A 26,896-nucleotide genomic window follows, 5' to 3' on the forward strand; every position below is an offset into this window, starting at 1 on the left:
GCGGCATTGTCCAGCGCCGGCGCTATGCGGGCAACCCGCTTCTTGCCATTGCACTGGCTATTACTACTCGTGCCGTCAAATCAGCGCGCTACCGCGCACACCTCGGTGCCGGCCGGCTCCAGCGCCGCCGCGTGGCGTACCTGCAGTTCGGCCGGCACACCGTTCTTGACGGCGGTGAGCTGCGCCAGGATCGAAATGGCGATTTCCGAAGGCGTCTTGCTGCCGATGTACAGACCGATCGGCCCGTGCAGGCGCGCCAGCTGGTCGTCAGTCAGATCGAACTCCCTGAGCCGCTCGCGCCGCTTGGCGTTATTCAGGCGCGAGCCGATCGCGCCCACGTAAAACGCATCGGACTTGAGCGCTTCCATCAGCGCCAGATCGTCCAGCTTGGGGTCGTGCGTGAGCGCCACCACGGCGCTGCGGTGATCCAGGCGCGACTCGAGCACCAGGTCGTCCGGCATCATGTGCACCAGTTGCACGCCCGCCAGATTCCAGCCGGAGCGGTACTCTTCGCGCGGATCGCACACAGTGACGTAGTAATCCATCGCGGTAGCGATCTGCGCGAGGAAGCGCGAGAGCTGCCCGGCGCCGATGATGAACAGGCGCCAGCGCGGACCGTGCACGGTGGTCAGCACGCCATCGGCCAGCAGCTGCACCGCACCGGCCTGCGCCGCCGTCAAGGTAACCGCGCCGGTGGACAGGTCGAGCCGGCGCGCCAGCAGTTCGTGCGCTTCCAGGCGCGCAAGCAGTTCGTCGATGGCGCTGGCGCTTGATAACGGCTCGATCGCCAGTTCGATGGTGCCGCCGCAGGGCAGGCCGAAACGGTGCGCTTCGTCGGCGCTGATGCCGTAGCTGACCACCTCGGGAATGGTGCGCGTGATGCCGAGCCGGCGCACGCGCTCGATCAGGTCATCCTCGATGCAGCCGCCGGACACCGAACCGACCACGCGGCCATCGTCGCAAATGGCGAGCGTGGCGCCGATCGGGCGCGGGCTCGACCCCCAGGTCTTGATCACCGTGATCAATTCGCAGCGCCGACCGGCGGCGATCCACGCGGAGGCGGTCTTTAATACTTCCAGGTCTATGCTGTCCATTGAATCGAATATACTGGCGCTCCTGAATCGAGCACATGGTGGTGGGAAGATGAGCAATGATACAAAAAATGACGATGGCTCGCCGAAGTTCGGGCGTTTGCTGATCGTGCTGGTGGCGGTGGTGGTCTTTTGCGGCGTGCTGACGTGGGTGATGGGAACTTACTTCCCGGATTTCCCGAGCTGAACGCGCTATCGCTTCTTGCGCTTGCAGATCACCTGCAGCGCGCCGTCCGACACGCTGTCGGGCACGATGTCTTCCGGCGCGAATTTTTCGTACTTGAAGTTTTGCGAGACCGGCCCCTTGCCCATCGCCTCGGTGTAGTACACCTGGCTGAGCAAGGTCGTGGTGCGGTCGGCGCATGAATACAAATGCAGGGCCTTCATCGACAGGTACGGCGTGCCTTCCGGCGTGGCCTGCTCCTTCGCGTACGATACCAGCGACCACACCTTGTAGCTCTTGTCGCTGCGGATAATGCTGCTCTTGTCGATGTACGACTGGCTGCCCGCGGCCGATCCGACCTTCACCCACTGCGCGGCGTGCGCCAGCAGTGGGATCGTCAGGAAGGCGAGCAGCAGCTTTTTCATGGCGCGACCGGTTTTTTCGCGGCCTGCTTGGCGCGGATGTCGGCGGTGGCCTTGTCGATCGCGGCCAGGCGCGCGGCAGTGCCCGGGTAGTTGGCGACATAACCATTCAATACCGTGGCCGGATAGGTCGCCGCCAGGCGCTTCCAGAACGCCGGGGCGCCATCGATCCCCACGCCGGCGCGCACCAGCAGGTACATGCTGAGCTGGGCGGCTGCGGCGTCGAGTTCAGGCGGCATGGCCTTGATGCCGCCACTGCCGATCAGCATCGACGTATCCGGCCGCACGTTGGTCAGGTTGTCGATGATGCTGCCGATGGTGCCGACGCTGCGCTGCGACGTGGCATGGCCCAGGATGTTGTGCGCGATGCCCTTGGCCAGCAGGTACGCGATTTCCTCGTCGCTCTTCGCAAACTGCAGCATGCCGCGCGTGACCAGGACGCGCGAGCCGTCGGCGTAGGAGTTGACGTTGTCGGCGTTCCCGAGTTCGATGGCGAAACCGCAGGCGCGCGTGACCGGAACGGTCAGTTCGCGGGTCTTGTCGTCACGTTCGATCTGCAGCGCCAGGCTGGCCTGGCTGGCCACCAGGGGGCCGAATACCGCGCCGACCGTGCTCGATGCGTTGGGGCCGACCGGCAGTGCCTTGCCGCTGGCGGAAATGAGGTTGTCGCCGCGCCGCAGTCCGGCGCGCGCAGCGCCGCTGCCGGCCAGTACGCCCGTCACCTGCAGGCGCTCGCCCATGTCGAAGGCGATGCCGGCGGCCTCGTTGTATTCGCCCGGATACCAGTAGCGGTTGCGCGCGGTGAAGCCGAGCAGGTTGCGCGTGGACGCCTTGCACAAGTCGGCGTTGTTGATCAGGAGCGGCGCGGCGATCCGGTACAGGCGTTCCTGCATGGCCGCCATCTTGGTGAGCGCTTCGGCGGCAGCCGCCAGGCGCGGCGTGATCGTGCGCGCGGGCGGCTCCGCCGGCTGTTGCGGCTGCGACGTTGGCGGTGTTTCCGTCACGGGGCCGGGCGTGGTGCACGCCGCCAGCAGCAGCGCAATACACAGTGCCGACACAGCCGGACGCAGACCAGTGAAGCGGGCCATAGACTTCTCCAAATTAGTGTTTTCCGGTGCTGCCGAAACCGCCCGCACCGCGTTCGCTCATGTCGAAATCGTCGACGATGTTAAATCCGACCTGCACCACCGGCACCACGATCAATTGCGCCAGGCGCTCCATGGGGTTGAGCGTGAAGGCGTTCTGTCCGCGGTTCCAGGTCGATACCATCAGTTGTCCCTGATAGTCGGAGTCGATCAAGCCTACCAGATTCCCCAGCACGATGCCGTTCTTGTGGCCCATGCCGCTGCGCGGCAGGATCATGGCGGCGTAACCGGGGTCGCTCACATGAATCGCCAGCCCGGTCGGAATGAGCACGGTGGCGCCGGCTTCGATGGTGATCGGCTCGTCGATGCAGGCGCGCAGGTCAAGCCCGGCGCTGCCCGGAGTGGCGTAGGCCGGCAGCTGGTCCTTCATGCGCGGGTCGAGGATTTTGACGTCAATGGTTTTCATGGTGCAGGTGCTTTTTACTTGAGCAGGGAGCGCTGTTCGATGCGCTTTGCGATTTCTGAAATGAGCTGGCGCGCCAGCGTGAGCTTGTCGGCGCGCGGCAGTACGGTGTGGCCCTGGTCGTCGAACAGCATGATGCTGTTGTCGTCCTGGCCGAAGGTCTGGTGGCCGATATTGCCGACCAAAAGGGGAATGCCTTTTTTCTCGCGCTTGATGGCGCCGTATTCGACCAGGTTCTCCGATTCGGCGGCAAAGCCGACGCAGTACGGCCAGCCCGATACGGACGTGGTGGCGGCGACCGAGGCGAGGATGTCGGCATTCTGTTCGAACTGCAGGCTGGGCGTGGCACCGTCGTCCTGCTTCTTCATTTTCTGCGCACTGGCGTTGGCCACGCGCCAGTCGGCCACCGCCGCCACGCTGATGAACACATGCTGGCCGCCGACGGCGTTCATCACCGCGTCATGCATCTGGCGCGCGCTTTGCACGTCGGTGCGGCGCACGCCGTGCGGCGTGGCCAGCGCGGTCGGGCCGGAGATGAGGGTGACCTCGGCCCCCGCTTCGCGCGCGGCGCGGGCAATCGCATAACCCATTTTGCCGGACGACAGATTGGTGATGCCGCGCACCGGATCGATCGCTTCGAAGGTCGGTCCGGCGGTGATCAGCACGCGCTTGCCCGCCAGGACCTTGGCCTGGAACGAGGCGATGACTTCGTCGAGCAGGTCGGCTGGCTCCAGCATGCGGCCCAGGCCCGTTTCGCCGCAGGCCTGTTCGCCGGCGGCGGGACCGAAGATGCAAATGCCGTCCGCGCGCAACTGGGCGGCATTGCGGCGCGTGGCGGGGTTTTCCCACATCTCGACATTCATGGCCGGGGCGACCAGCAGCGGCACGCGCTGCGGGCGCGCCAGGCACAGGGTCGAGAGCAGGTCGTCGCACACGCCGTGCGCGAGCTTGCGCATGAAGTCGGCCGAGCACGGCGCGATCAGGATCGCATCGGCCCCGCGCGTGAGGTCGATGTGGGCCATGTTGTTGGCCACACGCGCATCCCACTGATCGGTGTGGACCGGATGGCCCGACAAGGCCTGCATCGTCACCGCGGTGATGAAGTGGGTGGCGGCGTCGGTCATGACCACCTGGACCGAGGCGCCCTGCTTGATGAGCGCGCGGCACAGGTCTGCGGCCTTGTAGCAGGCCACCCCGCCCGAGAGGCCGAGCACGATTTTTTTACCCTTCAGGTCCATCGACATGCGCTTTCTCCTTATTGCCGGTTCACGCGCCGCAGTTCGTCGTAGATGAACAGGCCTGCGCCGAGGCAGATGGCGCAATCGGCGATGTTAAAGACCGGGAAGTCGCCCACGCCGCTCAGGTAGAAGTGCAGAAAGTCGACCACATGCCCGTAAGCGACGCGGTCGATCACGTTGCCGATGGCGCCGCCCATGATCAGGGCCAGCGCCCAGCAGAACAGGCGCTGGCCGGCATGGCGCTTCAACAGGTAGACGATGAAGCCGACCGCCAGCACCCCGACGATGGTAAAGAAGTAGCGCTGCCAGCCCGGCTGGTCGTTGAGCAGCCCGAATGCGGCCCCCTTGTTGTACGTCAGCGTCAGGTTGAAGAAGGACGTGATGACCTTCGCTTCGCGGAACACGAAGGTCTTCTGGATCGCGATCTTGGTCAGCTGGTCGATCAGGATGACGATGGCAGCGATGCCCAGCCAGGGCATCATGCCGGAGCCGCCTTGGGGCGTGGACGAGAACAGCTGTTTCTTTTTGGTTGCCATGGGGTGGGGTCGTGTTGGTGATTATGCGAAGGCGCGCTTCTCGCCGCTGCCGAACAAATTGCTGAAGCAGCGGCCGCACAGGCCCGCGTGCTCGGCGTGGCTGCCGACGTCGGCGCGATAATGCCAGCAACGTTCGCACTTCGGCGCGGCGGAGGCGGCCACCACGATCGCTTCGCCGGCGTCGTCGGCCACTTCGGCGACCTGGGCCTGCGAGGTGATGAAGACGAATTTGAGGTCGTCGTCCAGGCTGGCCAGCAGGCGGTATTTGTCGCCACTGGCCTTGATGGTCAGTTCCGCCTGCAGCGACGAGCCGATGGCACCCGAGACGCGCAATTCTTCCAGCTGCTTGGTGACGTCGGTACGCACCGCGCGCAAGGTCGTGTATTTGTCCAGCAGGGCGGCGCCGTCGGCCACCTCGGGCAGGGTCCAGAACGTTTGCGTGAAGATGGTTTCGTCGCTGGCGGCAAAGGCGTCGGCGTCGGCAAACACGGCCCACGCTTCCTCGGCGGTGAAGCTGAGCATCGGCGCCATCACGCGCAGCAGGCTTTGCGTGATGTGCCACAGCGCGGTCTGGGCCGAACGGCGTGCCGCGGAATCGACGGCCGACGTGTACAGGCGGTCCTTGAGGATGTCGAGGTAGAAGCCGCCCAGGTCTTCCGAGCAGTAGTTCTGCAGCTTGGAGACGACCGGGTGGAACTCGTAGCGGTCGTAGTGGCTGGCGATATCGTTCTGCAGCGCGGCCATGGCGGCGATGGCGTAGCGGTCGATTTCGAGCAGCTCGGCCGTCGGCAGCGCATGTTTGGCGTGGTCGAAGTCGGAGGTGTTCGCCAGCAGGAAGCGCAGGGTGTTGCGGATGCGGCGGTACGATTCGGTCACGCGCTTCAGAATCTCTTCGGAAATCGACAGTTCGCCCGTGTAGTCGGTCGAGGCGACCCACAGGCGCAGGATGTCGGCGCCCAGGGTGTCGGAAATTTTTTGCGGCGCCATCGTGTTACCCAGCGACTTGGACATCTTCTTGCCCTCGGCGTCGACCGTGAAGCCGTGCGTGAGCAGCGCTTTGTACGGCGGGCAGCCATTGAGCATCGAGGACGTCAGCAGCGACGAGTGGAACCAGCCGCGGTGCTGGTCCGAGCCTTCGAGGTACAGGTCGGCCGGGAAGTGCGACTGGGCCGCGTGCGAGCCGCGCAGCACGGTCTGGTGGGTGCAGCCGGAATCGAACCAGACGTCGAGCGTGTCCTTGTTCTTGACGTACATGGCGGCGTCCTCGCCCAGCAGGTCCTTCGGTTCGATATCGAGCCAGGCATCGATGCCGCGCTCTTCGAACAGCTTGGCGATTTGCTCGAGCAGCTCCGGCGTGCGCGGGTGCAGCTGGCCGGTTTCCTTGTGCAGGAAGAAGGCCATCGGCACGCCCCACTGGCGCTGGCGCGACAAAGTCCAGTCGGGACGGTTCTCGATCATGCCGTGCAGGCGCGCCTGGCCCCAGTCCGGGAAGAAGCGGGTTTCGGTGATGCCCTTGAGGGCCGTCTCGCGCAGGGTTGGGCCGCCGTCTTTCGGCGTGACGTCCATGCCGGCGAACCACTGCGAAGTGGCGCGGTAGACGATCGGGGTCTTGTGGCGCCAGCAGTGCATGTAGCTGTGGTCGAACATCTTCAGTTCGAACAGCGCGCCGGCAGCGGTCAGGGCGGCGCAGATGGGTTTCGACGCTTCCCAGATGGTCAGGCCGCCGAACAGCGGCAGGGTCGAGGCGAAGCGGCCGTCGCCCATCACCGGAGTGAGGATCTCGTCATCCTTCATGCCGTGCGCCTTGCACGAAATGAAGTCGTCCAGGCCGTAGGCAGGCGCCGAGTGGACCACGCCGGTGCCGCTTTCGGTGGTGACGTAATCGGCCATGTACATCGGCGAGCGGCGGTCGAAAAACGCATCGGCCGCGTGCAGCGGGTGCTTGAACGAGATGCCGTCAAAGGCCTGGCCCAGGCACGTTGCGACGACCTTGCCTTCGAGCTTGTAGCGCAGCAGGCAGGACTCGGCCAGGTCGGCCGCCAAAATGAGCAGCAGCGGCTTGCCGTCACGCGTGGTTTCGACCAGCGCGTAGCTCACTTCCGGATTGACGTTGAGCGCCTGGTTGGACGGGATGGTCCATGGCGTGGTGGTCCAGATGACGATGAAACCATCGCCGGCCGGCAGCGCGGGCAGGCCAAAGGCGGCGGCCAGTTTGTCGTGCTGGGCGAACGGGAAACCGACGTCGATGGCCGGATCGCGCTTGTCCTGGTATTCGACTTCCGCTTCGGCCAGGGCCGAGCCGCAATCGAAGCACCAGTTCACCGGTTTCAGGCCGCGGTAGACATAGCCCTTGTCGAGCAGGGTGCCGAGCGAACGCAGTTCATCGGCCTCGTTGCGAAAGGCCATCGTCAGGTATGGGTTGTCCCATTCACCGAGCACGCCCAGGCGAATGAAGCCGGCGCGCTGGCGGTCGACCTGTTCGAGCGCGTAGGCGCGTGCCTTGGCCAGTACGTCGGCGGTCGGCAGGTTTTTGCCGTGCAGTTTTTCGATCTGGATTTCGATCGGCATGCCGTGGCAATCCCAGCCCGGCACGTAGGGCGCGTCGAAACCGGCGATGCCGCGCGATTTGACGACCATGTCTTTCAAGATCTTGTTGACGGCGTGGCCGAGGTGGATATCGCCGTTGGCGTACGGCGGGCCGTCGTGCAGCACGAACATCGGACGGCCCTTGGCCGCCTTGCGCACGCGCTCGTAGACTTTTTTGTCCTGCCATTGCTTGACCCAGCCCGGTTCACGCTTGGCCAGGTCGCCGCGCATCGGGAACGGGGTATCGGTCATGTTGACCGGGTATTTGCTGACCGGCTTGGCGTCTTTTTTGGCGGCCTGTGGGGCTTGCTGGTTCTGCTCTGGTTTGCTGGTTTGGCTATTGTCGGACATATTTTTCTTCAAGGAGGTGTATCTGGGTGTCTTCGATGGTGACGCATGTGGCAGCGGACTGCGGGTGCGGCGTCAAATTCGGTCGGTGGCGGTCAGGGCGGCGGCGCGCCGCGCGAACCAGGCGCGCGCCTGGTCGCTGTCGCGCGCGATCGCGGCGGTCAGGGTGGCCAAGTCGGTGTATTTTTCTTCGTCGCGTATCTTTTCCAGGAATTCGACGCGCACCATCTTGCCGTAGCAGGACTGGGCGAAGTCGAACACGTGCACTTCGAGCAGCACGCGGCCGCTGTCGTCGACGGTGGGGCGCACGCCCAGGCTGGCCACGGCGGGCAGCGGCTCGGGCCCCAGGCCATGCACCTGGACGATGAAAATGCCCGACAGGGCAGGGCGGTGCGCCACGCGCAAATTCAAGGTCGGGAAGCCGAGCGTGCGGCCCAGTTTCTGGCCGTGGATCACATGGCCGGACATCGCGTACGGGTGGCCGAGCAGCTGGCCGGCCTGGTCGAAGTCGCCCGCGGCCAGCGCGCTGCGCACGGCCGACGAGGAAATGCGCTGGGCGCCGTGCATCACGGTGGGCAGCGTCTCGACATGAAAGCCGTGGCGCTTGCCCGCTTCGATCAGCATGGCGACATTGCCGGCGCGCCGCGCGCCGTAGCAGAAATCGTCGCCGACCATCAGCCATTTGACGTGCAGGCCGTCGACCAGCACGCGCTCGACAAAATCCTGGGGCGAAATGGCGGCGAAGTGTTCGTTGAAGTGTTCGACGATGACGCGGTCGATGCCGGCGTTCGAGAGCGACTGCAGCTTGTCGCGCAGGTTGGCGATGCGGTTCGGCGCTTTCGACAGGTCGCCGGCGCGGCGCGCGAAAAATTCGCGCGGATGCGGCTCGAACGTCATCACGGCCGCTTCCAGTCCCATGTCGGAGGCGGCAGCGCACACGCGCGCCAGCAATGCCTGGTGGCCGCGATGGACACCGTCAAAGTTACCGATCGTGAGCGCGCAGGGCGCGCGCGCCCGGTCGTTGGGAAGTCCACGAAAAACCTTCATAGGATGCTCTTGGGATGACTGTGCATGAACAGGCCAACATAATCGAAACAGCGATTATACGTTCAAAGCTAAAAAGCGCTGCCTGCAAGATGCAGACAGCGCTTTGAGGAGACTACCTTGTCGCAGTGCCGATCAAGTCATTGGATGGTTGATGGCCATGATCCAGTAGCGTGCCAGTTCGGCCGTGCCGTCCTTGCCGCCCACCGTTTTGAGGGTGGAGATGGCTTTGGCTTTCTTGCCGGCGGCGGCGTAGGCCTGGCCCAGGCGCAGCTTGGCGTCTTCTGGACGCTTGAGGTTACCGGCGGCGCTGGCTTTTTCCATCAGCGCCAGACCTTTTTCGGCCTGGCCGGCTTGCACCATGGCGTAGCCCAGGTTCACCAGTCCATCGTTATCGGCGACCTTTTGCAGCGATGCTTCGGTGGTGGCGACGTTCTTGTTGAACTCGGCCAGGGTTTTGTCGGCCAGGTCTTTCAGGCGCTGGTGACGCGGCGCATCGGCGCCCACGCCCAGGATGCCTGCCTTGTAGCCCTTGTCGACGATCTTGACCGCTTCCGCAGCGGCGCCGTCGCGCAGGACCAGCTGGGCCAGTTCCATGTATTCGCTTGGCTTTTTCAGCAGGTTGTTGGCCAGTTGCAGGCGCGAGACGTCGACGCGCAGGCGGTCGGCGAAGCCAGGTTTGCTGACGATGCGGTTGAGCAGGTCGGCCCAGTAGCTCGACTTCGGATAGTGGGCGGCGAGTTTTTCGATCGTCGCCACATAGCCTACCTTGTCGCCGCTTTTGTTCTGCAGGTTGGCCATCCATTGCAGCGGTTCTTCCGGCGGGGTGCGGCCGGCTTTTTCGGCGGCGCGCAGGTCCGCTTCGAGCAGCCTCGTGGCTTCGGCGGCGTTACCCATCGCCATGTAATTCTGGACCAGGTAGGCGCGCATCTTCGGATCGTCGCGGTCCTTGAGCGAACGCTGGATGGCGGCGTTGGCCTTGCCGAATTCCTTGGCGCGCATGTAAATGCCGATCAAGCCTTCGGAGAAATTGGCGCGTTCGCTGGCGGACAGTTTGCCCGAGTCGATCAGTTTTTCGAAGGAGCGGGCGGCGGTATCGTAGTCGCCGGCGGTCGAGGCGGCGCCAGCGCGCACGCGTTCGATCAGGTATTGCTCATTTGCGGTCGGGTTTTTACCGTCGAGCTTGCGCAGTTCGTTCAGCGCATCCTTCGCGCGTCCGGCTTGCATCATTTTCTGGGCGGCTTGCAAAGGGCCAGCGATTTCCGGGCGCACGGCTTCCGCCGCGTAAGCAGTGGACAGACCGAGGACGGGCGTTGCTGCGGTAAAGCCAAGAGCGGCCATGGCGAGGCCGAGATGTGCGAGACGAAACTTGATCATTGGGACTCTTTCAATCAAAAGCGAAACGGCAGGTTTACCCTGCCGTATCGTCAATTAGCAATAGCGCTTATTGGAACTGTTCGTTACCGACCATACCGATCTTTTTCACGCCAAGACGCTGGGCAGTTGCCATGACGCCGGCAACATACTTGTACTCGACCAGCTTGTTCGGACGCAGGTGCACTTCCGGCTGATCCGCATCCGGCATAGCCGACACCGCGTTCATCTTCGCTTCCAGGGCAGCGCGGTCAGGGACGACCTCGTTGTTCCACAAAATCGTGCCATCGAAGTCGACGTCCACCGTGATAACCACTGGCGGCGTCGATACGATTGGAGGCGGAGCGCCCACAGGCATGTTCAGGTTGACCGAGTGGTTCTGTTTCGGAATCGTGATGATCAACATGATAATCAAGACCAACATAACGTCGATCAAGGGGGTCATGTTCATTTCCATCATTGGTTCCGGATCCGCACCGGCGGCGGGGGAACCGACATTCATACTCATGATGTTTCCTTTTCTAATGTTGGAACCCGCAAGGCGCGGGACCGGTGCCGCTGGTCCCGCGCCCTGCCGAAGGAGGGCTCTTAGCGGGTGCCGCCAGTTTTATCTGGTGGTTCCGTGATAAAGCCGACCTTCTGAATCCCAGCACGCTGTGCCGTGAAGATCACCTTGCCGATGAACTCGTAACGCGTCTGTTGATCGCCGCGTACGTGCACTTCAGGCTGCGGCAGCTTGACGGATTCCTTTTTCAGGAACTCGAACAGCTCGGTCGTGTCGTTCAGACGGGTCTGATTCCAGTACATGTCGCCTTCTTTATTGACGACGATGTTCACCGTGGTTGGCTTAGGTTTCAATGCCTGGTTGGTTTCCGAAGGTAACGCGATCTTTTGCAGCTTCAGAACCACCGGGCTCGTAATCAAGAAGATAATCAGCAGAACCAACATGATGTCGACAAGCGGCGTCGTGTTGATTTCTGACATGACTGCATCTTCTTCTCCGCTATCGGAGCCGACGCTCATGGACATGGTGAATTATCCGATCTTTTTAGCGCCGGCAGCACGGCCAGCTTCGCTCGTCGACATGGCACCCGAAATCAGGACCGAGTGAACGTCAGCGCTGAACGAGCGGACATCTTCCATAGCCGACTTGTTACGACGAACCAGCCAGTTGTAACCCAGAACCGCAGGAACCGCAACGAACAGACCGAACGCGGTCATGATCAGCGCTTCACCCACTGGACCTGCAACCTTGTCGATCGATGCGTTACCCGACATACCGATGGCGGTCAGTGCATTGTAGATACCCCACACCGTACCGAACAGACCGATAAACGGTGCGGTCGAACCAACGGTTGCCAGGAATGACAGGCCGTCTTGCAGACGCGATTGAACTTTGTCAACAGCGCGCTGGATCGACATCGTCACCCAGGTCGACAGGTCGATCTGCTCAAGCAGGGCGCCGTCGTGGTGATTGGTTGCCTTGGTGCCGGTTTCAGCGATGAAGCGGAATGGGCTGCCTTCTTTCAGGGTAGCCGAACCAGCTGCGATCGACGATGCTTTCCAGAACTTAGCCTGGGCTTCTTTCGATTGCTTGAAGATCTTGGCCTGGTCGATCAGCTTGGTGATCAGGATGTACCACGAACCCATGGACATCAGCGACAGGATGATCAGCGTGCCTTTGGAGACGAAGTCGCCTTCTGCCCACAGTGCTTCGATACCGTACGGGTTATGAACCGCTTCTTTTTCGCCTTCTTTGACTACTGGAGCTGCTGGTGCTTCAGCTGCCGGCGCTGCTGGAGCAGCTGCTTCTGGTGCTGGTGCCGCAGCTGGAGCCGCTGCATCTGCCGCAGGGGCTGCCGCTGGAGCAGGAGCGTCAGCGAAAGCTGGTGCGGAGACCAGCGCTGTAGCTGCTGTAACCGAGAACAGGACAGCCGCCAGTGCAGCGGACAAACGGGTATTCTTAAACATGCTTCCTCCAAATTTATAAAATAATCAGTTCGCTGAACATAATGACAACGAAAATCACAGTAGTGAGACTAAACTGCCGCCTCGGTTCTTAATCCAGCGTCCAGACGTATTGCATTTGCATCCACGCTTGTTCCGGCTTGCCATCAACCATGGTTGGCTTGAACTTGCACTTACTAATACCGGCCTGCGCCGCTTTGTCCAGATCGCGGAAGCCGCTCGACTTCACGATCTTCGAATCGGCGACGCGACCGTCAACACCAATCAGGAAAGACAAGGTTACCGTGCCGGTTTCTTCGTTACGCAAGGAAGCTTTTGGGAACTCCGGTTTTGCGCAAGTGTTGAAATCGGCGACCGCTGCGACGCGGACTGGATTTGGATTAGCCGGCGCTGGTGGTGCGGGAGGCGCTGGGGTTGTCGGGCGTGGCAGTTCCGTCGTGGTCGGCTTGACATTGGTCGCCGTGGCGATCGTGTTCTGCACCGGTGGCGGCTGCTGTACGTTCACTTCGACCGGCGGAATGAATGGAGGCGGAGGCGCCTTCATTTCAGGCGGCGGCGGCGGTGGCGGAACATCCGGCGGTGGAGGAGGTTTGACCTCTTCGACAATCTTGGTTTCCACTGCTTCAGCCATTTTCGTGACCATGCGGGTGCCAAGACCGCTTACGATCCCCCAAGCCACCAATGCGTGAATAGCGATAACGACCGCAATGCCAGTGAAATTCTTCCCGGGGTTCTTATCATGCGAAAAATTCATGCCTGCTTTCTCCAATACCAACTCTTTTTGTTGCTACTAAACCCACAAAACACGACAAGACCTTGAGCCGCATCCGGGACGTCGGCGAATTATACCTACGAATTCTTTTTTTACCATACATTTTTACGGCTCCAAATCGGTTCGATTCAGAGTGTGAAAACGATTGTCAAAGGCCTCGCTAGAGCCATGACCTGCATCTTCCGGTAAAAAAAGCAATACTAAAATGCTACGTCAATTTGAAGGGCATGCAAAAACGTACAAAATGCATGGAACAACGGATTGAACCCGTTGTTTCTTACACTTTGCTGACACTCCGCCAAATAGTATTCGACCCCGCCGTGGCGATTATGCTAACTATAGCCAGTTTCATTGAGGGGGGGCGTACTGTTGAAAGCCACGGTTGCGCATCCGGGAACTTGCTGTCGAAAGGCTGGCTGCGCAGCGCCCGCAAGACCGTCATCGCGTCGATGCCGGACCAGTCGGGCGCGCCAAGCTATGCGCCTGGCTAATGACTGTCATCACGTCAGCAATATAGCATATTGATGCGTGCGTACCAGTCTTTTTTGCGCGGACATGGACGATTCTGTTGCGCTCATCTGGTAGGGCCGGGTGGGGAGCCCGGCAGCCGGACTTCCACCGGCTGGCGGATCAGGCGCGGCTGCGCTTCTCGCGCTTGCACTCGAGGCTGCTGAGGATGGTTCCGGAGGGGTCCACGGTGTCCAGATGCACGTCGAAGCCCCACAGGCGCGCCACGTGCTTGAGCACTTCCTGGGCGTGCTGGTTGAGCGGGCGGCGCTGGAACTGGGTATGGCGCAAGGTCAGTGCCCGGTCGTCGCGCGTGTTGACCTGCCAGACCTGAATGTTCGGTTCGCGGTTGCCCAGGTTGTACTGCTCGGCCAGCTGCTGGCGCACGTAGCGGTAGCCGCGTTCGTCGTGGATGGCCGAGATGGTCAGTTTCTCGTTCTTGTCGTCATCGAGCACGGCGAAGAAGTGGAAGTCGCGGATCAGCTTCGGCGAGAGGTACTGGGCAATAAAACTTTCATCCTTGAAATTTCGCATCGCAAAGTCGAGTGCGACCCGCCAGTCGGTGCCGGCAATGGCCGGGAACCAGTCGCGGTCTTCCTGGGTCGGCTCTTCGCAGATGCGGCGGATATCGCTCATCATGGCGAAGCCGAGCGCATACGGATTGATGCCGCTGTAGTACTGGCTGGTGGCGGGCGGCTGGTAGACGACGTTGGTATGGCTTTGCAGGAACTCCATCATGAAGCCATCGCCGACGATGCCCTCTTTATATAGTTCCTGCAAAATCGTGTAGTGCCAGAAGGTGGCCCAGCCTTCGTTCATGACCTGGGTCTGGCGCTGCGGATAGAAGTATTGCGAAATCTTGCGCGTGATGCGCACCATTTCGCGCTGCCAGGGTTCGAGCAGGGGCGCGTACTTTTCGATGAAGTACAGCAGGTTTTCTTCGGGCTCGGGCGGGAAGCGCGGGATCACGACATCGGCCGCTTCCTCGTCGCGCCGCGGCACCGTGCGCCACAGCGCGTTGACCTGGGACTGGGCGTATTCCTCGCGTTCTTTCTGGCGCGCATTTTCCTGTGCCATCGAGAGCTTGGCCGGGCGCTTGTAGCGGTCCACGCCGTAGTTCTGCAGCGCATGGCAGGAATCGAGCAGCAGCTCGACCGCATCGATGCCGTGGCGCTGTTCGCACTCGGCGATGTAGTTCTTCGCAAACACCATATAGTCGACGATGGCGTCGGCGTCGGTCCAGGTGCGGAACAGGTAGTTGCCTTTGAAGAAGGAATTATGCCCGTAAGCAGCATGGGCAATCACCAGCGCCTGCATGGTCAGGCTGTTTTCCTCCATCAGGTAAGCGATGCAGGGGTTCGAGTTGATGACGATCTCGTACGCCAGGCCCATCTGGCCGCGCTTGTAGCTTTTTTCCGTGGACAGGAAATGCTTGCCGAACGACCAGTGGTTATAGGATACCGGCATGCCGACCGAGGTGTAGGCATCCATCATTTGCTCGGCGGTGATGATTTCGAGCTGGTTGGGGTAGGTGTCGAGGCCGAATTTTTTGGCGACACGGCGGATTTCTTCGTGCGCGTGCTCGATCAGGTCGAAGGTCCATTCCGACTGTTCGGGCAGGGCGCGCGGGTGTTTGGGGTCTCTTGGCATGGCTGTGTTCTCCTGGTGCCGACGAGTTAACTATTTTGGCTGTTTCTTGAATAGTTCACGGAAGACCGGATAAATGTCGGCAGGTGTGACAATTTTTTGCATCGCAAAGTTCGCATGGTGATTCGACACTTCGGCGTACTGCTCCCACAGGTTCTGCGGCGGGCCGTCGGTGATTTCCACATACGTGTAGTACTGGACCGACGGCATGATGGTGTTGATCAGCAGCTGCTTGCACAGCACCGAGTCGTTGTCCCAGTTGTCGCCGTCGGACGCTTGGGCGACGTAGCTGTTCCACTCGCCGCTGCCGTAGCGCTCGCCGATGACCTTGGTCAGCAGGTGCAGCGCCGAGGACACCACGGTGCCGCCCGATTCGCGCGAATGGAAGAATTCTTCCTCGTCCACTTCGGACGCGGCCGTGTGATGGCGGATGAACACCACCTCGATCTTGTCGTAGGCGCGTTTGAGGAACAGGTACAGCAGGATGAAGAAGCGCTTGGCGGTATCCTTGCGCGTCTCGTCCATCGAGCCCGACACGTCCATGATGCAGAACATCACGGCTTGCGTCATCGGCTTGGGCACCTTGATGCGGTTGCTGTAGCGCAGGTCGAACGGGTCGATGAAGGGAATCGCCAGCAGCTTGGTGTGCAGATGATGAATCAGGCGCTTCAGTTCAACCACGCGCAGGTCGTCGAGCGGCACGCCTTCTTCCAGCAGTGCGATCAGTTCATTCTCGGCTTCCAGCACGGCCTTGCGCGAACTGCCGCCGACCGCGATGCGCCGCCCCAGCGCCCCGCGCAGCGAGCGCAGCACGTGGATGTTGGACGGCGTGCCCGACATATTGTAGCCGGCGCGCTGGTTCTTGAATTCCGTGGTGGCGGTCAATTGCGTCTTGACCATGTTCGGCAATTCCAGGTCTTCGAAGAAGTAATTCATGAATTCTTCGCGCGAGAGCTCGAAGATGAAGTCGTCTTCCGATTGCTGGTCGCTGTTGCCCGCCTTGCCGCGTCCCGATCCGCCGCCGCCCTTGGGCCGGTTGAACTGGTCGCCTTTCTGGTATTCCTTGTTGCCGGGGTTGATGGTTTCCCACACGCCGCCGTGGGCGTGGCCGAAGTTCGGCTCGTTCACATCCTTGACGGGAATCGACACCTTCTCGCCATTTTCAATATCGGTGATCGAACGGCCCTTGATGGCCCGTCCGACAGCGTCCTTGATCTGGCTTTTGTATCGCCGTAGGAAGCGCTCTCGGTTGATCGCTGACTTGTTCTTGCCTTGCAAGCGTCGGTCGATGAGATAAGTCAAAACGGGCCTCCTGCTTCAAATCCGTGTATCCGTGCGCCTTGGCGTCGCCTTGACGGTGCCGTGGCGGGCTTTTCACGGTCCGCCACCAGGCCGCCTTACGATGACTTGCGCACGCGCAGATACCATTCGCACAGCAGGCGCACCTGCTTGGCGGTATAACCTTTTTCCACCATGCGCGCCACGAAGTCGGCGTGCTTGTTCGCGTCCTCGGCACTGGCCTTGGCGTTGAACGAAATGACCGGCAGCAGTTCCTCGGTATTCGAGAACATCTTCTTCTCGATCACGGTGCGGAACTTTTCATAGCTGGTCCATGCCGGATTCTTGCCGCCATTGGTGGCCCGGGCACGCAATCCGAAGTTCACGATCTCGTTGCGGAAATCCTTGGGATTGCTGATTCCGGCCGGCTTCTCGATCTTTTCCAGCTCGTTGTTGAGCGAATCGCGGTCGAAACTCTCGCCCGTGTCGGGATCGCGGAATTCCTGATCCTGGATCCAGAAGTCGGCGAAGGTCACGTAGCGGTCGAAAATGTTCTGGCCGTATTCCGAGTAGCTTTCCAGGTAGGCGGTCTGGATTTCCTTGCCGATGAACTCGACATAGCGCTGCGCCAGGTGCTCCTTAATATAGGAGAAGTAGCGCTGCTCGGTTTCGGGCGGAAACTGCTCGCGCTCGATCTGCTGCTCCAGTACATACAGCAGGTGCACCGGATTGGCCGCCACTTCGGTATTGTCGAAATTGAAGACCTTCGACAAAATCTTGAACGCGAAGCGGGTCGACAAACCGTTCATGCCTTCGTCCACCCCGGCATAATCGACATACTCGTGCATCGATTTGGCCTTCGGATCGGTGTCCTTGAGGTTCTCGCCATCGTAGACCAGCATTTTGGAGAACACACTCGAATTTTCCGGGTCCTTCAGGCGCGACAGGATCGCGAACTGCGCCATCATTTTCATGGTGCCCGGCGCGCACGGGGCTTGCTCGAGCGAGGAGTTGCGGATCAGCTTATCGTAAATCTTGATCTCGTCCGACACGCGCAGGCAGTACGGTACCTTGACGATGTAGATGCGGTCGAGGAACGCTTCGTTATTGCGGTTGTTGCGGAAGGTTTTCCACTCCGATTCGTTCGAGTGCGCCAGGATGATGCCGTCGAACGGAATCGCGCCGAAGCCCTCGGTGCCCTTGTAATTGCCTTCCTGCGTGGCCGTCAGCAGGGGATGGAGCACCTTGATCGGTGCCTTGAACATCTCGACGAATTCCATCAGCCCCTGGTTGGCCAGGCACAGGCCGCCGGAGTAGCTGTAGGCATCCGGATCGTCCTGGGCGTAATCTTCGAGCTTGCGGATATCGACCTTGCCGACCAGCGAAGAAATATCCTGGTTGTTCTCGTCGCCCGGCTCGGTCTTGGAAATGGCGATCTGCTTGAGCACCGACGGATAGCGCTTGACCACGCGGAACTGGTTGATGTCGCCATTGAATTCGTGCAGGCGCTTGACTGCCCACGGGCTCGGAATGGTGCGCAGGTAGCGGCGCGGAATGCCGTAATCCTCTTCCAGGATGACGCCGTCTTCTTCCTCGTTGAACAGGCCGAGCGGCGATTCGTTCACCGGCGAGCCTTTCAGCGCGTAGAAAGGCACCTGTTCCATCAGCACCTTGAGCTTTTCGGCGATCGACGACTTGCCGCCGCCGACGGGGCCGAGCAGGTAGAGGATTTGCTTGCGTTCTTCCAAGCCCTGCGCGGCATGGCGGAAGTACGACACCACCTGCTCGATGACTTCCTCGGTGCCGTAGAAGTCGCGGAAGGCCGGATAAATCTTGATCACCTTGTTGGCGAAGATGCGCGACAGGCGCGTGTCGTTGCGCGTGTCCACCAGGGTCGGCTCGCCGATCGCGGCCAGCATGCGTTCCGGCGCGCTGGCATAGGTGAGCTTGTCCTTTTTGCACAGTGCCAGATACTCAGAAAGGGAATATTCCTCTTCGCGGGTACGCTCGTAGCGAGCTGCGTAGTTGTCAAAAATGGTCATTTGAATGTCCTTTAATGTGCTGTCACTACTTCACTGTCACTGGCAGTCGTACCGTCGGCGTGCTGTCCAGCCCTGGTCGTTGGCGTACTTTCTTTGAACCGCCGCCGGCATTCCTGTTCCAGTAATTCTGAAACAAAAAACGGATAACGTTATTTATTATTTTTACCGGTGTATCCCGGTGATTTTGCGCGTGCCGACAACGTCTTCTTACGCCTATGAAATTTATTATGTGCCTAATAGTTCCGGAAGTCAAAGTAATGTAGAGTAAGCTGATGTAACGTTATTAAGTGTTTGATTTAAAACGAAAAAACAGCATGTTTAGCGCTTTGGAAGCTGTCTCTTTTTTGCCTTAGATGTTCGTTATGCATGTCGTCTTGATCAAGGTTTCCTGCACTAATGTAAGAAGCACATCGCGGCCATCGAAGGTGATTGGATAGTGCACGAACTCGGCGTCCGATGGCGCACGCAAATCGCCTTTCGTGTCACACATTTTCCGCCCCGAACTTTGCCGCGCCGCGCTTGCGGCGTGCGCTTGCGCTACACTGCGGTCTGACGACATACCCTATTACCGACGGAGAAATACGATGCTGAACGACCAGATGAGAAATATTGTGCAACAGATGCCCAAGGCCGAATTGCACATCCACATCGAAGGTTCGCTCGAACCGGAGCTTATTTTTGCGCTTGCGCAAAGAAACGGTGTGTCCCTGGCTTACGGCTCGGTGGACGAGTTGCGTGCCGCCTATGCCTTCAGCGACCTGCAATCCTTCCTCGACATCTATTATGCGGGCGCCAGCGTCTTGCTCAAGGAGCAGGACTTCTACGATATGACCATGGCTTACCTGGTGCGTTCCCACGCCGACAACGTGCGCCATGCCGAAATCTTCTTCGACCCGCAAACCCACACCGCGCGCGGCGTGCCGTTCGAGACGGTGATCAACGGCATCTGGCGCGCCTGCCAGGACGGCCCCATCAGTGCGACCCTGATCATGTGTTTCCTGCGCCACCTGAGCGAAGACGACGCCATCGCCACCTTGGAAGAAGCCTTGCCCTTCCGCGACAAGATCATCGGCGTCGGCCTCGACTCGTCCGAGCGTGGCCATCCGCCGGAAAAATTCACCCGCGTGTTCGAGCGCTGCCGCCAGCTCGGCCTGCGCCTGGTGGCCCACGCCGGCGAAGAAGGTCCGCCGGCCTACATCGAAACCGCGCTCGACGTGCTCAATGTCGAGCGTATCGACCACGGCGTGCGCTGCCTCGAGAGCCCGGAATTGACCGCGCGCCTGGCAAAAGAGCAGATCGCGCTGACCGTCTGCCCGCTGTCGAACATCAAGCTGCGCGTGTTCGGCGAGATGGAAGCGCATAATCTCGTGACCCTGCTCGACGCCGGCCTGGTGGCCACCGTCAATTCGGACGACCCGGCTTACTTCGGCGGCTACATGAACGATAACTTCCTGGCCGTGTTCGACGCCTTGCCGCTCACCGCCGCCCACGCGCGCCAGCTGGCCCGCAACAGCTTCACTGCCTCCTTCCTGGCGCCGGAAGCGAAGCGCGCCTTCCTCGCCGAAGTCGACCAGTTTTTTGCCAGCGCCAGTGCCGGCAACAACGCCATCATCTAAATCGACCGCCACCCTGCCATGCTGATTCAATCGCTCCGAATGACCGCGCGCGACTGGCGCGCCGGTGAACTGCGCTTCCTGCTGATCGCCCTGATCATCGCCGTCTCGGCGCTGTCGTCGGTGGGTTTTTTCATCGACCGCATGCGCAGCGGCCTCAATCGCGATGCGCACCAGCTGCTCGGCGCCGACCTGCTGGTCAATGCCGACCAGCCGCTCGATCCCGCCTGGCGCGCCGAAGCCGTCAAGCGCGGCCTGGTGCTGGCCGATACGGTGACCTTCCCCAGCATGGCGCAGGCGGGCGAGGGCGATCAGTCGGTCTCGCAGCTGGCGGCGATCAAGGCCGTCTCGCCCGGCTATCCGCTGCGCGGCCAGCTGCGCATCACCACCAGCCTGGATCAAGCCAGCGCCGCGCTGGGCGACAAGACCGACACCACGCCCGCAGCGGGCACGGTGTGGGTCGACCCGAATATTCTCACCGCGCTCAAGGCCGGCGTCGGCAGCCGCATTCGCGTGGGCGACAAGGAATTCACGATCGCCCAGCTGATCGCCTCGGAACCGGACCGCGGCCCCTCGTTCGCCAATTTTTCGCCGCGCGTGATGCTGTCCCTGGCCGACCTTGCGGCGACGAACCTGATCGACAACGGTTCGCGCGTCACCTACCGCCTGCAGGTGAGCGCCCCATCGAACAACGACACCAAGAGCGTCAAGGCATTCGAAGAATGGATCACGGCGCGCATCGACGCCGACAAGGTGCGCGGCGTACGCGTCGAATCGCTCGAAAACGGCCGCCCCGAAATGCGCGCCACGCTCGACCGCGCCGACCGCTTCCTGTCGCTGGTCGGCCTGCTCTCGGCCATGCTGGCGGCGGTCGCCGTGGCCATGGCCGCGCGCCGCTTCATGCTGCGCCACCTGGACGCCTGCGCCATGCTGCGCTGCCTCGGCCTGACGCAAAACCAGGTCACCATGCTGTACCTGATCGAATTCGCCCTGGTCGGCCTGGTCGGCAGCGCGCTCGGGGTGCTGGTCGGCTTCGGCGGCCACTACGTGCTGATGCAGCTGATCGGGTCCATGCTCAGCACCGACCTGCCGCCGGTCTCCTTCCTGCCCGCCCTGCAGGGCATCGCCACCGGCATGCTGCTGCTGGTCGGCTTCGCGCTGCCGCCGGTTCTGCAATTGCGCAATGTGCCGCACAACCGCGTGATCCGGCGCGAACAGGCCGCGCCCAAGCCGATGGCGCTGGCCACGTACGGCCTGGGCCTGATCGTGTTCGTCGGCCTGATGCTGTGGCAGGCGGGCGACGTCACCCTGGCGCTGTCCACGGCGGCGGGCTTTCTGGGCGGCTTTGCCGTCTTCGCGCTGGTGGCGTGGGGCGGCCTGGCGTTTCTGAAGACGCTGCGCGGCGCGATCGACAGCCAGAGCTGGCGCTTCGCCGTCACCTCGCTGCAGCGCCGCCCGGGCGCCACCATCGTGCAGGTGGTCTCGCTCGCGCTCGGCCTGATGGCCTTGCTGCTGCTGACCGTGGTGCGCGGCGACCTGATGACGGCCTGGCGCAGCGCCACGCCGCCGGACGCGCCGAACCGCTTCATCATCAACATCCTGCCCGACCAGAAAAACGACGTGGCCCAGCGCATCGCCGCCGCCAAGGTCAGCGAAGCGCAGCTGTTCCCGATGATCCGCGGGCGCCTGACCGCCGTCAACGACAAGCCGATCACCGCCGCCAGCTACGACAACGACAATGCGCGCCGCCTGGCCGAGCGCGAATTCAACCTCTCGACCACGATCGACATGCCGGCCTCGAACCAGATCGTGGCCGGCCAGTGGTACAAGGATGCGCCGGGCGTGGCCGAAGCCTCGGTCGAGCAGGGCATCGCCAAGACGCTGGGCCTGAAACTGGGCGACAGCATGCGCTTCGACGTCGGCGGCACCGTGGTCGACGCCAAGGTGACCAGCCTGCGCAAGCTGGAATGGGGCTCGATGCGGGCGAATTTTTTCGTCATCATCAACCCGGCCGCGATGGAGAAAACCTCGCAAACCTTCATGACGGCCTTCCACCTGCCGCCGGCGCAAAGCGGATTCACCAACGCCCTGACGCGCGATTACCCGAACCTGACGGTGATCGACGTGAGCGGCATCATCCGCCAGTTGCAGGAAGTGCTGGACCAGGTGGTGACCGCGGTCGAATTCCTGTTCATGTTCACCCTGGCCTCCGGGGTGCTGGTGCTGTACGCGGCCCTGATGGGTTCGCAGGACGAGCGCACCCGCGAGTCCGGCCTGCTGCGCGCGCTGGGCGCCACCCGCAAGCAGCTCTCGCGCGCGCAGTGGATCGAGTTCTCGCTGGTGGGCGGACTGGCCGGTCTGCTGGCCGCGTCGGGCGCGGCCGCGCTGGGCTGGGCGCTGGCCACCTATCAGTTCAAGTTCCCTTGGACCTTCAGTCCGATGGTGTGGCTGGCCGGTCTGGTGGTGGGCGCACTGTGCGCCATCATCGGCGGCTGGCTCGGGCTGCGCAATGTGCTGCGCCAGCCGCCCTTGCAGACCTTGCGCGGCACCTAGACACGCTCGCCTCAAGGCGCCGCCGTCTCGTGCTCGCGCTCGCGCAGGAAGGCCTCGAACGGGTGGGCTGGCTGTTCCAGCTCGCCCGGCGCCAGCGGGAACAGTGCCCAGTAATAGGTGGTCTGCGCCCCGCGGCAGCGCTGCGCGGGCGCGGTCCAGCGGTGCCAGTTCTTGGCGAAATCGCGCGCATACATGCCGTCGCCCTCGCGAAAATACGGCACGATGCAGCGCTCGCGCACCGCCTGCAGGAATGACGGCGGCGCGTCGTTGTCGCAACCGACCTCGTAGTGCGCGTCCATCCCGGCCTCGGTTTCGACCACCATCAGCTGGGCGCGTCCGCGCGCATCGTACAGCAGGATGCCGGCCGGATTCGGATACAGATAGTGTTCCACGATCCCGTGCTGGTCCGCCACCATGCGCACCACCGCGGAAAACGCCGGGTCGCTCAGGAAGCTGTGGTTGTGCAGCTCCAGCAGGTCGCGCAGCGGGTCGGAACGGGCCGCGAAATACGCCTGCTGCAGCGACACGATTTCGGCTTCGAGCTTGTCGAGCGCACCGTCATCGCTCTTTTTGATGTAACGGTCGATCAGGCCGCGGTTGAAGGCGTCGACCGCCACCTTTTCGTCGGCCACGCCGGTAAACAGGATCTTCTTGCAGGGCAGGTGGCGCAGCGCCTCGCACAGCTCCAGCCCATCCATCTGCGGCATCGAATAATCGACCACCACCACCGACGGCGTCATGAAGCGCTCCGGCTCGAAGCTGATGCGGTGGATCTGCTCGATGTCGAAGGCCACGTTGCAGCCCTCCATCGGCCCGGGATAGGTATCGTAGCTGGCCGCCAGCCGGCCCGGCTGGGGCTCGCCGTGGGCGCCGATCCAGGCCAGCGCGCTGCTGGTGTCGGCAAAACATTTGCTGGCCAGCGCCGGATCGAGCTGGAAGGCGACGCTTTTCAGGAAACTGTCGCTGTCGTCGATCAGGACGGTCAGGCTGGGATGGCTATAAATCGGCAAGGGCATGCTGAGCCTTTCAGATGGGGTCAATGCGGAGGCGGCGGCGCGGGCACGCGCGGGAATTCGAGCACGAACATGGTGTAGCCAAGCTCGCGCGAGACGCAACGGATGCTGGCCTGCCAGGCATCGATGATGTCCTTGCACAGGGCCAGGCCGATGCCGGCGCCGGAACTGGGTGGATACGAATAGAAGCGCTGGAAGATCATGGGCAGGTTGCGCGCCGCGATGCCGCAGCCGGTATCGATCACCAGCAGGCGCGGCGTGTCGGGACGGCCGTCGACGACGATGCGGATGCGTCCCTTGCCGGCCCGGTGCAGTGCCTTGAGCGCGTTGCGCAGCAGGTTGAGCAAAATGACGACCGACAGCTCGTGCTTGCCGGCGAAGCGAAAGTCGGTGCGGATGTCGACGCTGACCGCATCGCGCTGCGACTGCGCCGCGAACGGATAGCGCCGGATCACCGACTCGACCACCTCGCGCATCGACACTTCCTCGGTCGCTTCGAGCTGCTGCTCGACCGCGCTGGCCGACAGCAGGAACAGGTCGATCATGTGGTTCATGTGGCGCACCTCGTACTGGATGCGCGCCATCGCGTCTGCCATCGCCTGCCAGTCCGCCTCGCTGGCCTGGGCCGGCGGCGTGATGCGGCGGTGGATGCCGCGCACATTGGCCTCGACGCTGATCAGGGGCGTGCGCAGTTCGTGCGACACGCTGGCCAGGCCGTGCGCCATGCCGGCCAGCTTCTCGCGCGCCAGCGCCCCGCGCCCGGCCTTGGCCACCGATACCGCGACGATGGTGAAGGCGTAGATCGGCAGCTGTTCCAGCACCGTGGGGCTGAGCATGAACGCCGGCTCGCCGACCAGCGCGAACAGGGCGCAGGCCAGCACGCTGCCGGTGGCGCAGGCGCTCAGTGCCAGGCGCGTGCGAAAGTGGAACAGCACCGTCAGCGCGATGAGCAGCGACTGGCTCCACACGGCCGAACCGTGATTCATCAGGTACATGAACGCGAACTGAAACGGCAGCACATAGGTCACCGCGATGAACAGATAGGCATTCACGAAGCGCCCGCGCAGCAGGCGTCCGGGGGCCAGCGCGGGCAGGCACAGGGCCGCGCCGATCAGGCGCAGCGTGAGGCTCTCGAACTCCTGCGGGAACCAGTAAGTCCAGATCGAATAATAGGCCGGCATGCCCAGGAAGCCGATCCACGCCAGCACGATGAAGCGTCCGGCCGCATGGGCGTGGTGACGCTCGTTGTGGACCAGCCATCGCAGCAGCCAATGGAGGATCAATTCGCGCAGACGGTCGGTGAAAAACGGGGCGGGGGCGCTGGCAAACATCATGGAAAGGTTTCCGGAGTCGCAGTGGTGGGCTGGAAATGACAATCTTGACCTATGTTGATATTTTGCAATTTGATCTATGTCAAGCTCCATCGATGTTGCAGGAATGTCAAGGAAGGGCGGCAGAGAATGGATAATTTTTCCAAGGAGAATTCATGTCTATTGCTGCCGATCAAATTTCGTCTGCCGTGCGCGCCGAACTGGCCATGCCCTCCTTCGTCACCGGCCGCATGGATGAGCATTACGTGACCCGGGTCGCGCAGTTGCTGGGCGGCGAACATCTGCATGTCTGGACGCCGCCCCAGCCCGGCGCGATCATGTTGGCGAGCAACGATTACCTGTGCATTTCCGGCGAAGCGGCGTTGCTGGAGGCGCAGGCGCGCTGCCTCGTCAGGAACCAGGCGGGCATGCTGATGTCGTCGGTATTCCTGCAGCAGGGCAGCGCCCAGCACCGGCTGGAAGCGAAGCTAGCCGCGTTCATGGGCGCCGAAGACGGGGTGCTGACCCAGTCCGGCTGGGCCGCCAACGTCGGCCTGCTGCAGACCATCGCCGGGCCGGGCGTGCCGGTCTATCTCGACATGATGGCGCACGCCTCGCTGTGGGAAGGCGTGCAGTCGGCGCAGGCCACGGCGCTGCCGTTCCTGCATAACGACGCGGCGCACCTGGAGCGCCAGGTACGCAAGCACGGTCCCGGCGTGATCGTCGTCGATGCGCTCTACAGCACCAACGGCAGCGTGGCACCGTTAGCCCAGGTCGCGCGCATCGCCGCCGACAGCGGCAGCATCCTGGTGGTCGACGAATCGCATTCGCTCGGCACCCACGGCCCGCGCGGTGCCGGGCTGGTGGCGGCGCTGGGACTGAGCGGGCAGGTGCACTTTCGCACCGCCTCGCTGGCCAAGAGCTTTGCCGGGCGCGCCGGCTTCATTACCTGTTCCAGCCATTTCAAGGGTTACTTCCTGTCGGCCTCGCGCCCGGCGATTTTCAGCTCCTGCCTGCTGGAGCACGAACTGGCGTGGTTCGACGCGGCGCTCGACTTCATCGCCGGCGCCGATGGCCGCCGCGCCGCGCTGGCGCGCACCACGCGCACGGTGAGGGAAGGCCTGCGCGCCCTCGGCTACAACGTAGACGACGGCAGCGAACAGATCGTCGCGCTCGAAGCCGGTCCCGAACCGCGCACGCTGGCGCTGCGCAAGGCGCTCGAGCGGCGCGGCATCCACGGCGCCGTATTCTGCGCGCCGGCCACCGCCAAGAACCGCTCGCTGGTGCGCCTCACGCTCAACAGCGGTTTGACGAACGCGCAGTGCGCGCGCCTGCTCGACGCCTGCGCCGACATGCGTCTTGAAGTCGGCATGGACAGCTGGCCATCCACGCGGCGCCTGCGCCGCCTCACACTGGTCTGACAGCGGCGCGCCCGCTGCGCTATCATGGCGGCATGAGTGAACCACAAACCCTGTATGACGTCATCGGTGGCGAAGCGCGCGTGCGTGAAATGGTCGACCGCTTCTACGACCTGATGGAACTGGAGCCCGAGTTTGCAGGCATCCGCGCGCTGCATCCGCCGTCCATGGAAGGCTCGCGCGAAAAGCTGTTCATGTTCCTGAGCGGCTGGATGGGCGGGCCCGACCTGTTCGTCGAACAGTACGGCCATCCGCGCCTGCGCGCGCGCCACCTGCCGTTTGCCATCGGCAGCAGCGAGCGCGATCAGTGGCTGCGCGCCATGGCGTGGGCGATGGAAGATATCGGCATCGACGAAGCGCTGCGCCTGCGCCTGATGGAGTCGTTCTACCAGACCGCCGACTGGATGCGCAACCAGCCCGGTTGA

24 protein-coding genes are annotated in these 26,896 nt (G+C 62.5%); 6 read left to right on the forward strand and 18 right to left on the reverse strand.

The genetic code is table 11. From position 1 onward, the window contains the following. Positions 1 to 80: 80 nt before the first annotated feature. Positions 81 to 1,094 carry an XdhC family protein gene (locus tag CR152_RS14410; protein ID WP_099875526.1) on the reverse strand — a complete coding sequence of 338 codons (1,014 nt, stop codon included), beginning with the start codon at positions 1,092 to 1,094 and terminating at the stop codon, positions 81 to 83. A gap of 49 nt (positions 1,095 to 1,143) precedes the next feature. On the opposite strand from CR152_RS14410, the gene CR152_RS34650 reads away from it, so the two are divergent. Then, positions 1,144 to 1,278, forward strand: coding sequence for a hypothetical protein (locus CR152_RS34650; protein WP_267876238.1), 135 nt, complete (start codon positions 1,144 to 1,146; stop codon positions 1,276 to 1,278). Positions 1,279 to 1,283: 5 nt separating this feature from the next. Here the strand turns inward: CR152_RS34650 and CR152_RS14415 are convergent, their stop codons facing one another. The 12 genes from CR152_RS14415 to CR152_RS14470 form a co-directional block, all read right to left on the reverse strand. Beyond that, a complete protein-coding gene (locus CR152_RS14415; protein ID WP_099875527.1) occupies positions 1,284 to 1,679 on the reverse strand; it encodes a surface-adhesin E family protein in 396 nt (131 codons plus the stop codon). Next, a complete protein-coding gene (locus CR152_RS14420) occupies positions 1,676 to 2,764 on the reverse strand; it encodes a M48 family metallopeptidase (protein ID WP_099875528.1) in 1,089 nt (362 codons plus the stop codon). Before CR152_RS14420 ends, CR152_RS14415 begins: the two co-directional genes overlap by 4 nt. A gap of 13 nt (positions 2,765 to 2,777) precedes the next feature. After that, positions 2,778 to 3,227, reverse strand: coding sequence for a dUTP diphosphatase (gene dut / locus CR152_RS14425; RefSeq protein ID WP_099875529.1), 450 nt, complete (start codon positions 3,225 to 3,227; stop codon positions 2,778 to 2,780). Positions 3,228 to 3,241: 14 nt separating this feature from the next. Then, the gene (gene coaBC, locus CR152_RS14430; protein WP_099882333.1) at positions 3,242 to 4,462 is read right to left on the reverse strand and encodes a bifunctional phosphopantothenoylcysteine decarboxylase/phosphopantothenate--cysteine ligase CoaBC; all 1,221 of its coding nucleotides are present in this window, start codon (positions 4,460 to 4,462) and stop codon (positions 3,242 to 3,244) included. A gap of 17 nt (positions 4,463 to 4,479) precedes the next feature. Next, positions 4,480 to 4,998: a signal peptidase II gene (gene lspA / locus CR152_RS14435; protein WP_099875530.1), complete on the reverse strand. Its 519-nt coding sequence runs from the start codon at positions 4,996 to 4,998 to the stop codon at positions 4,480 to 4,482. A 21-nt stretch (positions 4,999 to 5,019) separates the two neighbouring features. Then, a complete protein-coding gene (gene ileS / locus CR152_RS14440) occupies positions 5,020 to 7,935 on the reverse strand; it encodes an isoleucine--tRNA ligase (protein ID WP_099875531.1) in 2,916 nt (971 codons plus the stop codon). A 72-nt stretch (positions 7,936 to 8,007) separates the two neighbouring features. Continuing rightward, positions 8,008 to 8,979: a bifunctional riboflavin kinase/FAD synthetase gene (locus CR152_RS14445; protein ID WP_099875532.1), complete on the reverse strand. Its 972-nt coding sequence runs from the start codon at positions 8,977 to 8,979 to the stop codon at positions 8,008 to 8,010. Positions 8,980 to 9,111: 132 nt separating this feature from the next. Continuing rightward, positions 9,112 to 10,353, reverse strand: coding sequence for a tetratricopeptide repeat protein (locus tag CR152_RS14450; RefSeq protein ID WP_099875533.1), 1,242 nt, complete (start codon positions 10,351 to 10,353; stop codon positions 9,112 to 9,114). Positions 10,354 to 10,420: 67 nt separating this feature from the next. Continuing rightward, complete coding sequence (locus CR152_RS14455; RefSeq protein ID WP_208640124.1) at positions 10,421 to 10,858, reverse strand: ExbD/TolR family protein; 438 nt, start codon at positions 10,856 to 10,858, stop codon at positions 10,421 to 10,423. 80 nt (positions 10,859 to 10,938) lie between these two features. Further along, complete coding sequence (locus CR152_RS14460) at positions 10,939 to 11,379, reverse strand: ExbD/TolR family protein (RefSeq protein ID WP_099875535.1); 441 nt, start codon at positions 11,377 to 11,379, stop codon at positions 10,939 to 10,941. A gap of 6 nt (positions 11,380 to 11,385) precedes the next feature. Continuing rightward, the gene (locus CR152_RS14465) at positions 11,386 to 12,321 is read right to left on the reverse strand and encodes a MotA/TolQ/ExbB proton channel family protein (RefSeq protein ID WP_208640125.1); all 936 of its coding nucleotides are present in this window, start codon (positions 12,319 to 12,321) and stop codon (positions 11,386 to 11,388) included. 88 nt (positions 12,322 to 12,409) lie between these two features. After that, positions 12,410 to 13,072, reverse strand: a complete 663-nt coding sequence (locus CR152_RS14470; RefSeq protein ID WP_099875536.1) for an energy transducer TonB — start codon at positions 13,070 to 13,072, stop codon at positions 12,410 to 12,412. 245 nt (positions 13,073 to 13,317) lie between these two features. Here CR152_RS14470 and CR152_RS32920 point away from each other — a divergent pair, with 245 nt between their 5' ends. Then, positions 13,318 to 13,581 carry a hypothetical protein gene (locus CR152_RS32920; protein WP_157778484.1) on the forward strand — a complete coding sequence of 88 codons (264 nt, stop codon included), beginning with the start codon at positions 13,318 to 13,320 and terminating at the stop codon, positions 13,579 to 13,581. 139 nt (positions 13,582 to 13,720) lie between these two features. On the opposite strand, the gene CR152_RS14475 is transcribed toward CR152_RS32920, so the two are convergent. The 3 genes from CR152_RS14475 to CR152_RS14485 form a co-directional block, all read right to left on the reverse strand. Beyond that, on the reverse strand, positions 13,721 to 15,247 hold the full coding sequence (locus CR152_RS14475) for a SpoVR family protein (RefSeq protein ID WP_099875537.1): 1,527 nt from the start codon (positions 15,245 to 15,247) through the stop codon (positions 13,721 to 13,723). 30 nt (positions 15,248 to 15,277) lie between these two features. Then, entirely contained in the window at positions 15,278 to 16,546 is a 1,269-nt protein-coding gene (locus tag CR152_RS14480) for a YeaH/YhbH family protein (RefSeq protein WP_099875538.1), read from the reverse strand. A gap of 95 nt (positions 16,547 to 16,641) precedes the next feature. Continuing rightward, complete coding sequence (locus CR152_RS14485; protein WP_099875539.1) at positions 16,642 to 18,564, reverse strand: PrkA family serine protein kinase; 1,923 nt, start codon at positions 18,562 to 18,564, stop codon at positions 16,642 to 16,644. Between the two features lie 584 nt (positions 18,565 to 19,148). On the opposite strand from CR152_RS14485, the gene CR152_RS14490 reads away from it, so the two are divergent. Together CR152_RS14490 and CR152_RS14495 are read left to right on the forward strand one after the other, a co-directional pair. Next, positions 19,149 to 20,180, forward strand: a complete 1,032-nt coding sequence (locus CR152_RS14490) for an adenosine deaminase (RefSeq protein WP_099875540.1) — start codon at positions 19,149 to 19,151, stop codon at positions 20,178 to 20,180. A 39-nt stretch (positions 20,181 to 20,219) separates the two neighbouring features. Next, positions 20,220 to 22,730: an ABC transporter permease gene (locus CR152_RS14495; RefSeq protein ID WP_370663820.1), complete on the forward strand. Its 2,511-nt coding sequence runs from the start codon at positions 20,220 to 20,222 to the stop codon at positions 22,728 to 22,730. Positions 22,731 to 22,741: 11 nt separating this feature from the next. Here the strand turns inward: CR152_RS14495 and CR152_RS14500 are convergent, their stop codons facing one another. Both CR152_RS14500 and CR152_RS14505 read right to left on the reverse strand, forming a co-directional pair. Beyond that, positions 22,742 to 23,746 (reverse strand): response regulator, encoded by a 1,005-nt coding sequence (locus CR152_RS14500; protein ID WP_099875542.1) that lies wholly within the window; start codon positions 23,744 to 23,746, stop codon positions 22,742 to 22,744. A gap of 20 nt (positions 23,747 to 23,766) precedes the next feature. Next, on the reverse strand, positions 23,767 to 25,077 hold the full coding sequence (locus tag CR152_RS14505; RefSeq protein ID WP_229413393.1) for a sensor histidine kinase: 1,311 nt from the start codon (positions 25,075 to 25,077) through the stop codon (positions 23,767 to 23,769). 152 nt (positions 25,078 to 25,229) lie between these two features. On the opposite strand from CR152_RS14505, the gene cqsA reads away from it, so the two are divergent. Together cqsA and CR152_RS14515 are read left to right on the forward strand one after the other, a co-directional pair. Next, positions 25,230 to 26,474, forward strand: a complete 1,245-nt coding sequence (gene cqsA / locus CR152_RS14510; protein ID WP_099875543.1) for an alpha-hydroxyketone-type quorum-sensing autoinducer synthase — start codon at positions 25,230 to 25,232, stop codon at positions 26,472 to 26,474. A 32-nt stretch (positions 26,475 to 26,506) separates the two neighbouring features. Further along, positions 26,507 to 26,896 carry a group II truncated hemoglobin gene (locus CR152_RS14515; RefSeq protein ID WP_099875544.1) on the forward strand — a complete coding sequence of 130 codons (390 nt, stop codon included), beginning with the start codon at positions 26,507 to 26,509 and terminating at the stop codon, positions 26,894 to 26,896.

The organism is Massilia violaceinigra (genome assembly GCF_002752675.1).
GTDB lineage: Bacteria > Pseudomonadota > Gammaproteobacteria > Burkholderiales > Burkholderiaceae_D > Telluria_A > Telluria_A violaceinigra.